This is a genomic window from Stutzerimonas tianxiuensis (genome assembly GCF_053470365.1).
Genome location: NZ_JBPVWS010000016.1, coordinates 94,764 through 103,614, shown reverse-complemented (window position 1 = coordinate 103,614; position 8,851 = coordinate 94,764). Strand labels below are relative to the sequence as shown.

Annotated in this window: 7 protein-coding genes and 1 other annotated feature; of the genes, 4 read left to right on the top strand and 3 right to left on the bottom strand. The window is 61.9% G+C overall.

The features are described from left to right. Positions 1–8: 8 nt before the first annotated feature. Positions 9–635, bottom strand: a complete 627-nt coding sequence (locus ACSSNI_RS18655) for an MFS transporter (RefSeq protein ID WP_448259936.1) — start codon at positions 633–635, stop codon at positions 9–11. 300 nt (positions 636–935) lie between these two features. On the opposite strand from ACSSNI_RS18655, the gene ACSSNI_RS18650 reads away from it, so the two are divergent. Next, positions 936–2,182 (top strand): IS3 family transposase gene (locus tag ACSSNI_RS18650; RefSeq protein ID WP_226145690.1). Its coding sequence is split into 2 segments (ribosomal slippage): positions 936–1,227 and positions 1,227–2,182, totalling 1,248 coding nucleotides; the frame shifts between segments, so codons are not numbered across the junction. Continuing rightward, positions 1,217–1,333: a sequence feature (AL1L pseudoknot), on the top strand. (Overlaps the previous gene by 117 nt.) Positions 2,183–2,358: 176 nt before the next feature. On the opposite strand, the gene ACSSNI_RS18645 is transcribed toward ACSSNI_RS18650, so the two are convergent. Beyond that, positions 2,359–3,408 carry an MBL fold metallo-hydrolase gene (locus tag ACSSNI_RS18645; RefSeq protein WP_021025934.1) on the bottom strand — a complete coding sequence of 350 codons (1,050 nt, stop codon included), beginning with the start codon at positions 3,406–3,408 and terminating at the stop codon, positions 2,359–2,361. A gap of 305 nt (positions 3,409–3,713) precedes the next feature. After that, positions 3,714–4,754 (bottom strand): AraC family transcriptional regulator, encoded by a 1,041-nt coding sequence (locus tag ACSSNI_RS18640; protein WP_034201272.1) that lies wholly within the window; start codon positions 4,752–4,754, stop codon positions 3,714–3,716. Positions 4,755–4,978: 224 nt separating this feature from the next. Here ACSSNI_RS18640 and ACSSNI_RS18635 point away from each other — a divergent pair, with 224 nt between their 5' ends. Genes ACSSNI_RS18635 through ACSSNI_RS18625 form a run of 3 tightly spaced genes read left to right on the top strand, consistent with a single transcriptional unit; the run spans position 4,979 to position 8,843 of the window. After that, positions 4,979–6,094: an acyl-CoA dehydrogenase family protein gene (locus ACSSNI_RS18635; RefSeq protein WP_448259938.1), complete on the top strand. Its 1,116-nt coding sequence runs from the start codon at positions 4,979–4,981 to the stop codon at positions 6,092–6,094. A 2-nt stretch (positions 6,095–6,096) separates the two neighbouring features. Beyond that, positions 6,097–7,155: a CaiB/BaiF CoA transferase family protein gene (locus tag ACSSNI_RS18630; RefSeq protein ID WP_008642587.1), complete on the top strand. Its 1,059-nt coding sequence runs from the start codon at positions 6,097–6,099 to the stop codon at positions 7,153–7,155. A gap of 11 nt (positions 7,156–7,166) precedes the next feature. Continuing rightward, entirely contained in the window at positions 7,167–8,843 is a 1,677-nt protein-coding gene (locus ACSSNI_RS18625) for a long-chain-fatty-acid--CoA ligase (protein WP_448259933.1), read from the top strand. Positions 8,844–8,851 lie beyond the last annotated feature (8 nt).

The following is an 8,851-nucleotide window of genomic DNA, read 5'->3' as shown; positions in this document are numbered from 1 at the left end:
AAAGCGGCTCATACAGTCAGGTTCCAGGAGCGATGCGCAATTCTACCGGCGAGGGGAAAAGTCCGACAGGCTGCTAGCAGCACGGGCACCCCCGCCGCGATGAACACGGCCTGCCAGCCATACTCGCCGATCAGTTGCTTGCCCAGCACCGCAGCCAGGATGCCGCCCAGTGCGTAGCCCGAAGTCATCAGTGCCGTCATCAGGCTGCGGATCTTCTTGGGCGAATACTCGACCATCTGTGCCACGATGACCGGGAGCACGCCACCAATCCCCAAGCCAGCAATGAAGCGCACCACGCTGAAGCTGATGGGGTCCTTGGTGAATCCGGCGGCCGCAGTGAACACACTGAACAGCATGACACCAATGGAGAGGGCCCAGCGACGACCAATCCGGTCGGACAGCGTGCCCAGAACCATAGCACCGAACATCATGCCAAACAGCGCCGAACTGGCCATGAAACCGGCAGTCGATGCGTTCACGCCCATCTGCTGCATGATGGACGGCAGGGCGATGCCCACCACGGCGATGTCATAGCCGTCAATGATGAGAATCAACAGGCACCATAGAAGCACCTTGGCATGAAAGCGGTTGAAGCGAGCGTCGTCGGCGAGCTTCTGCATGTCGATTTGGCACACGTGTTTGTCTCCTTTGAACTTGGCTCCGGATCGTGGGGACGGCGGTCATCGCCGCACCGCTACATATCGTCCAGCGCACGCAAGGAATCGTAGGTGCCGGTGCAGCAATCCGCGATGACGAAGCGCCCCGATCGAATGACAAACGGCCCCTTTCTGAGGGCCCCGTCAAGTGCGCCAAGAGGTCAAGCGTCAAGCAAAATTGAGATGAACCCTGTCGAGCATCTGTGAAAGGTGCCACTTCAAGACCAGTTTGAATCACACCGGCTTCCGTGGAGGCTCAACTCCTGAGAGGATTGAGTCATGAACACTAAAGCTGCTCGTTTTAGCCCTGAGGTACGTGAACGTGCCGTACGTTTGGTGCAGGAATGCCAAGCGGATTACGCATCGCTGTGGGGCGCATGTGAATCGATAGCCCCCAAGATTGGCTGCTCTGTCAGCACCTTGCATGGATGGGTGCAGCGCAAAGAAATAGATGCAGGCCAACGCCCAGGATTGACCACGGATGAACGTGAGCGGCTCAAGCAACTGGAGCGAGAGAACAAGGAACTGCGCCGAGCCAATGACATCCTCAAGGCTGCGAGCGCTTTTTTTGCGCAGGCGGAGCTGGACCGTCGCATCAAGAGTTAATTGACTTTGTAGACCAGTATCGTGATGCCTATGGGGTCGAGCCAATTTGCAGGTTGCTGCAAATTGCCCCATCGGGCTACAGGCGCAGAGTTCAACAAAGAAACTGCTATTGGCTGCGCTGCAAGCGCAGCCAATCAGATGAAGAACGTTGCAGTCATATTCAACGGGTGTGGCACGCCAATTGGCAGGTGTATGGTGCCGTCAAAGTTTGGAAGCAGATGCACCGAGAGGGCTTGACCATTGCCCGCTGCACAGTGCAACGCCTGATGCGCAAGCTGGGCCTTGAAGGCGCTAGACGAGGCAAGAAGGTGCGTACGACACGCCCAGATGTGGCACGGCCAAGCCCGCTAGACCTGGTCAACCGCCAGTTCACAGCTCAGCGCCCTGACCAGCTTTGGGTTGCAGACTTCACCTATGTATCTACATGGCAAGGGCAGATGTTTGTGGCCTTTGTGATTGATGTGTATGCACGCCGCATAGTGGGCTGGCGGGTCAGCAGCCATATGCGTACGGACTTTGTGGTGGATGCTTTGGAGCAGGCTCTGTATGCACGGCAGCCGTCCAGCGACACCAAACTGATTCACCACTCCGACAGGGGGAGTCAGTATGTGTCCATTCGCTACACCGAACGCTTGGAAGAAGCTGGACTGATGCCTTCAGTGGGCAGCACTGGCGACTCCTACGACAACGCCTTGGCCGAAACCATCAACGGTTTGTACAAAACGGAAGTTATCTACAAACGAGGGCCGTGGAAAACAAAGGAATCACTGGAGCTGGCAACGCTGCAATGGGTGCACTGGTTCAACCATGACAGGCTGCTGGAATCTATAGGACATATACCGCCAGCGGAAGCTGAGGCAAACTACTGGAGGCAAGTTGCCAATACCGTGCAGGCTAACGCCTGCACTTCAACAAACTAGCCTCCACCAAACCCGGTGCGATTCAGTTCGCAAACAAGGTGTTCAAAGGACCGAAGGCCATACACGGCGCGCTGGTGCAAATACCCATTGCTCTCGAAACACCCCCCCACAAAGAACCCAGTCAATGACTGGGCTTGATTGGGTTGCTTCTACATCCTTGAGGGCAAATTAGCGCATCAGGCGAGCCGATAGCGCATGGCGCCGTCTTCATCCTCTGCAGACACGATTTCCCCACGCTGGTCGAGATAGTTCAGGTGGGCGAGTGTCTCTCCGGTCGCGAGGTTGAGGTGCATTTGCTCCGCAACAGTGGACGAACGGTACAAGACGCGAACTAGGTCGATGACCCTTAAAGGCTGCGCAAGTTGTTGCCTGACACGGTCTGTGCCTTTCACGGCGCTCGCACGTAGTTGCTCCAACCGTAGGTGCAGGCCATAGAAAGGTTCGTTGTGGGCAGGCAGAACCAAGACGCTCCCAGGTACGCGTTGCAGCAATCGGTCGATGGAGTCGAGCCAGCCCTGCAAAGGATTAGCATGCGGCTCGGTGGCGTACACGGAGGTATTGGAACTGATCCTGGGAAGAACCTGATCTCCCGATATCAGCAAATCCAGTTCGCGCGAGTAAAAGCACGCGTGCTCGGGAGAATGTCCTGTGCCAACAATGACCTCCCATTCCTGATTCCCGATCCGCAACATCTGACCATCCGTGAGCCGTACAAAGCTGTCAGGCAAAGGATGAATCATTTTGCCGAAGTCACCAAACCGAGTGCGATACTCATCGACCTCGGTGTCGCTCCATCCGGCTCTCCGGTAGAAGCGAACACCATCGACTGGCGCTTCCCGCCCTGAATCGGCAAGCATCACCCGACAGCTTAAATACTCGTCTCGTGTCATCCACAGCGCGCATTCGAAGCGACGTGTCAACCATCCCGCCATGCCCACGTGATCCGGGTGCATGTGCGTCGCCATTACACGGGAGACAGGACGGCCTGCTAGCGGCCCCTGAGGAGCGAACAAGGCGAACCATGCGTTCATTACGTCCACGCTACGAATTCCGGTGTCCACGACCGCCCAACCAGAACCATCGCTCAATACCCAGAGGTTGATGTGATCCAGGGAAAACGGCAGCGGCATGCGTAGCCACAGCACACCTGGCTTGATTTCAATGGCTTGACCAGGCAGCGGGAGATGAGAGAACGGATACGAGAGTGCCGGGGCTGCGTCGGTCATGATGCTTGGTTTACATTCTGGCAATGCCGCTTCAATGGTGCACAGCCATCACTCTTATGCTGTGCGAGTTCATTTTTAGCTTAAGGTCAGCACTGACAAGTGACAATGACGAATGACCTCGATAGGCTGACGGAAAACGTCTGCGTCCTGGCGCAGCCAGTCACTGCGCTGCCGTCGGTGCAACCCCCAACGGCGGTCAACAGTCTCTTGAGCGCACAAGAGCCTCGCCCGAAGCAGGCCACGGCCCCGGTAGCCATGAAGGCGCCGATCTCCTCGGCGGCCAAGCTGAAATTGGTCGGATACCTCTATGTAAGGTACTGCTTGGTGCGCGAGCGGGCACGGTAGGCTCCCGGCGCGCTGCCGGTCCAGACCTTGAAGGCGCGTTGGAAGGCGGTGCTGTCGGTGAAGCCCAGGTCAGCGGCGATGGCGGCGAGCGAGGCTTCGCTGCTGGTCAGGCGTACGATCGCCATGTCGCGCCGCAGTTGGTCCTTTAGCGCCTGGAAAGAAGTGCCCTCGGAGGCCAAGTGCCTCTGCAACGCACTCACCGACATGTGCAGGCGCTGCGCAGTGATGGCCAGATCAGGCCATTCGGGACTGGCCCGCTGCAGCACCATGCGGACCCGCGCGCTGGCGCTGCGCTCGTTCAGGTACGGCCCCACCACGTTGCCTGGCGTGGCGCGCAGGAAGGACTGCAGCGCGTCCCGATCGCGCCGCACCGGCTGTTTGAAGGCATCGGCGTCGAACCAGGCGGCCGTGCGCGGCTGCCCAAAGCACAACGTGCCGGAAAAGATGCGTTGGTAGTTCTGCGCGTGAGGTGGCGGCGCAAAGTTGAAGTCGAAGCGCTGCGGCACCAGTCGGCCGCCGTGCAGCCATACCAGCAGTCGCCAGAACACGCGCAGCAGATGTGCGTGCAGGAAGTCGGCATGCGCGCCCGGGCCGCCACGCATATCGAGCGCGACACCCGTCAGCCTGCCCTCAGTCACGGGGACTAGCGCCACATCGTCCTGCAGCAAAGCAAAGGATTCACCCAGGCGGCGCAGGGCGAACGACAATGAGTGGGCAGTGAACGCACTGCGCACCATCAGTGCGAAGCTGCCCGGGCGCATCGGCCGCCCATGCAGGTAGCCCAGGCACTCGTCGTTCAGGCTGTCCTTGACGGCGATGAACAGCGCGTTGAACTGCTCCACGGTCACGCGCGACTCCTCCAACTCCAGCAGCGATTCACTGATGCCCGCGCGCCCCAGCACACCTACCAGCCATTCTGGCGTGGCCAGCCCCTTGCCGCGCGCACCGTCCAGCAGGCCATGCACGGCAAAGATGGGAGCGGTTAAGACGGGTTCCAGCATGGCGTGTGATTCTAAGGGGCCAACGCCGGTCGCATAGGCCGAAAGAAGTTAATTGTCAGTTGATTGAGGTAATCCGCCATCGCCCTTGCAGGGGCCAATTACTACGATTGTGTCATCCCCAAAACATTTCGGCAGTGGCACTGCGCGGAACGTCCGATGCGGGGACAGAAGCCAACATATAAGGAGACGCTCTCATGTTGCCACAGCTTTATCGCCACGCCTGGATGGACGGCGAGATCGACGCATTTCGCGAGCAGGTGCGCCGCTACGTTGCCGCCGAATTCACGCCCCGGCTCGATGAATGGCGCCGTCAGGGCTACATCCCGCGCGAGGTCTGGCGTCCATTCGGCGAGATGAGCTTTCTGCTGCCCGAGATGCCCGAGACCTATGGAGGCGCCGGCGCCAGCCTTGCCTACCAGTTGGTGGTGCAGGACGAGCTAGCCAAGGCCGAGATGCCAGTCAATATCGCGGTGCACACCATCGCTTCGCACTACATCCTGGACTTCGGCACGGAAGCGCAAAAGCAGCGCTGGCTGCCCAAGGTGACGAACGGCGAGATGCTGGCCGCCATCGCGATGACCGAGCCGGGTTGCGGCTCGGATCTAAAGGCCATTTCCACCCGGGCCCGCCGCGACGGCGACCACTACGTGATCGACGGCGCCAAAACCTTCATCACCAACGGCTTCACTGGCAACCTGCTGATCGTCGCGGCGCGCACCAGCGGTGCAGGCAGCAAGGGCGTGTCGCTGTTCGTGCTGGAAACCGAGAATCTGCCCGGCTTTAGCGTTGGCCGACTACTGGAGAAGATCGGCATGCAGGCCTCGGACACGGCGGAGTTGTTCTTCGACGGCGTGCGCGTGCCGGCCGACCAACTGCTGGGCGAGGTCGAAGGTCAGGGCTTCGGGCAGTTGATGGGCGCGTTGCCCTACGAACGCATGCTCATTGCCGTGCCGGCGGCCGCCACTATCGAGCAGGCGCTGGCCGTCACGGTGGAGTACACGAAGCAGCGCAAGGCCTTCGGCGCGCCCCTCTTCGACATGCAGCTCACGCGCCAGAAATTGGCCGAGGTGGCCACTATCGCGCATGTGGTGCGCAGCTTCGTCAACGACTGCACCCAGCGCCTGTTGGACGGCACGCTGGATAACGAGGCCGCCTATATGGCCAAGTGGTGGTGCACCGAGCAGCAGTGCCGCGTGGTGGACGAATGCCTCCAATTGTTCGGCGGCTACGGCTACATGGCCGAGTACCCGATCGCGCGGATGTATGCCGCTTCGCGAGTGCAGAAGATCTATGGCGGCGCCAACGAGGTCCTGAAAGACCTGGTTTCGAGGAAGCTGTGAACATGTCGCACACGTTGCATACGCTGCAGATGCCGCTGCACGGCGTCCGCGTGGTGGAGTTCGAGGGCATAGGGCCAGGCCCGCTGGCCGCCAGGATGCTAGCTGACATGGGCGCCGAGGTGATTACGCTGACACGCGCCGAGCAGGCCGCTGCGGCGCGGCGGCTGGGCGGGGCGGTGGAGAACCCGCTGCGCCGCGGCAAGACGGTCGAGGTCATCGACCTGAAGTCGCCCGAAGGCAAGGCGCGTGCCCTGGACCTGATCGCTCAGGCAGACGCCTTGATCGAAGGCTTTCGCCCCGGTGTGATGGAACGGTTGGGCTTCGGCCCCGCCGAGTGTGCGGCGCGCAACCCCAGGCTGGTCTACGGCCGCATGACGGGCTGGGGCCAGGACGGCCCGCTCGCCCAGGCCGCCGGACACGACATGAACTACGTCGCGCTGACCGGCCTGCTGTCGCTGTCGGCACACAAAGGGCAAGCGCCCATCGTTCCGCCCACGGTACTCGGGGACGCGGCCGGGGCGCTGGGCATGGCTTTCGGCGTCGCCTGCGCGCTGGTCGATGCGCGCGCCACCGGCCGCGGCCGGGTCGTGGACGCCGCCATCGTTGACATCGTGGCAATGCTGGGCACCCTGGTGCACTGGATTCGCGCCAATGGGCAGATCGATGGCGCGCAGCCGAGTCCGTTTCACGATTCGCCGTTTTATGACGTGTACGCCTGCGCCGACGGCGGCTTCATCAGCCTCGGCGCGATCGAGCCGCCTTTCTACGCCTTGCTGCTGTCGAAGCTGGGCCTGGCGGACGTGGAGCCTGCCGACCAGTACGACACGGCAACGTGGCCGGCGCTGAAAGAGCGCATCGCAGCCCTCATCCGCAGCCAGCCCCGAGCGCACTGGTGCGCGCTGCTCGAAGGCAGCGACGCTTGCTTTGCACCCGTGCTCAGCCTCGCCGAGTCGGTGCAGCATCCGCATAACGCGGCACGGGGCATCTACCAGATCACCCCCTCCGGCGCCATCGAAGCGGCCCCGGCCCCACGGTTCCAGGCACTCGACACAACTACCTAGGAGACAAGCACATGACCGGAACCGTCCAGCCCACCAAGCCTGTCCGCGGCTGCCCGTCCACCACGGGCAACGAGCGCCAACTGAACACCACGACGCTGATCCGCCACGCTGCACGCACCCATGGGGATCAGGAGATCGTGTATCGCACACCCGGCGGCGGCTGGGACCGCTACACCTATGCCGACTGCTACGCACGCGTCTGCCGCAGCGCCAATGCGCTGCGCGCGCTCGGCGTCGAGCCGGGCGACCGGGTCGGCGTCCTGGACTGGAACAGCCGGCGCCACTTCGAGCTGTACTGGTCCATCCCCGGCCTGGGCGCGGTCATGCTGCAGATGAACCTGCGCCTGGGCCCCGAGGACCTGGGCTACGTTGTCGGCCATAGCGACGTGTCCTACGTTTGCGTGGACGAATCATTGCTGCCTATTGCCGAATCCGTCGCAGCGAACTCGCCCCAGATCAAGGGCTGGATCGTTATGACCGAAAAGCCGCTGGACCAGGTCAAGACCACGCTGGCGCCGCTGCTGCACTACGAAGACCTGCTGGCCGCCGCCGACGCCAAGATCGACTGGCCCGAGATCGACGAAACCTCGGCTTACAGCGCCTGCTACACCACCGGCACCACGGGCAAGCCCAAGGGCGTGTACTACTCGCACCGCGGAATCTACCTGCATTCCACGGGCATGGCCACCAACATGGGCATGACGCTGGACGACTGCGTCATGCTCATCACGCCCATGTTCCACGGGCAGTGCTGGGGCCTGCCGCAGGCGGCCACGCTGCTGGGCGACAAGATCGTGCTGCCGGGCCGCTACGCCGCCGAGGACACCAAGCCATTGGTCGACACCATGATCGCCGAGGGCGTGACCATCACCAACGGCGCACCGGCCATCTTCCAGCCTATGCTGCAGTACATCGAGACGTTGCCGGTCAAGCCGGACTTCAGCCGCATGCGCATGCTGTCCGGCGCCACCGAGCCACCTCTGTCGATGATGATCGGCTTTTACGAACTGACGGGTGCCGAGGTGGTGCACGGCTACGGCGCCACCGAAGCCACGACGCTGGTGGCGGTCAACCGCCTCAAGTCCACGCTCAAGAAGCGCCTGACCCAGGACGAGCAGTGGAACCTCAAGCGCAAGCAGGGCCTGATCCTTACCGGGGTGGACATCCGCATTCTCGATGCAGACGACCAGGACCTCCCGCACGACGGACAGTCGGCTGGCGAGATCTGCCTGCGCGGCCCCTGGATCACGACCAGCTATCACGACATGCCGGATTCAGGCGACCGCTTCCTGGAGGGCGGCTGGTGGCGCTCGGGCGATGTCGGCACGGTGGACGAGAACGGCTACCTCAAGGTTACCGACCGCATCAAGGACGTGATCAAGAGCGGCGGTGAATGGATCTCATCCATTGACATGGAGAACCTGCTCATGGGCCATCCGGCCGTACGCGACGCCGCGGTGGTCGGCATTCCCCATGCGAAGTGGCAGGAACGGCCGCTGGCCCTGGTGGTGCTGAGGCCGGGCCAGCAGGCGACCCAGGAGCAATTGCAGGAACACCTAACCAGCGCCTTCGCCAAGTGGCAGTTGCCAGACCAGATTCTGTTTGTCGAAGCCATCCCCAAGACCAGCGTCGGCAAGCTCGACAAGAAGCGCATCCGCATCGAGCATGCGGGCCGCTACGCTGAGTGAGCCAACCT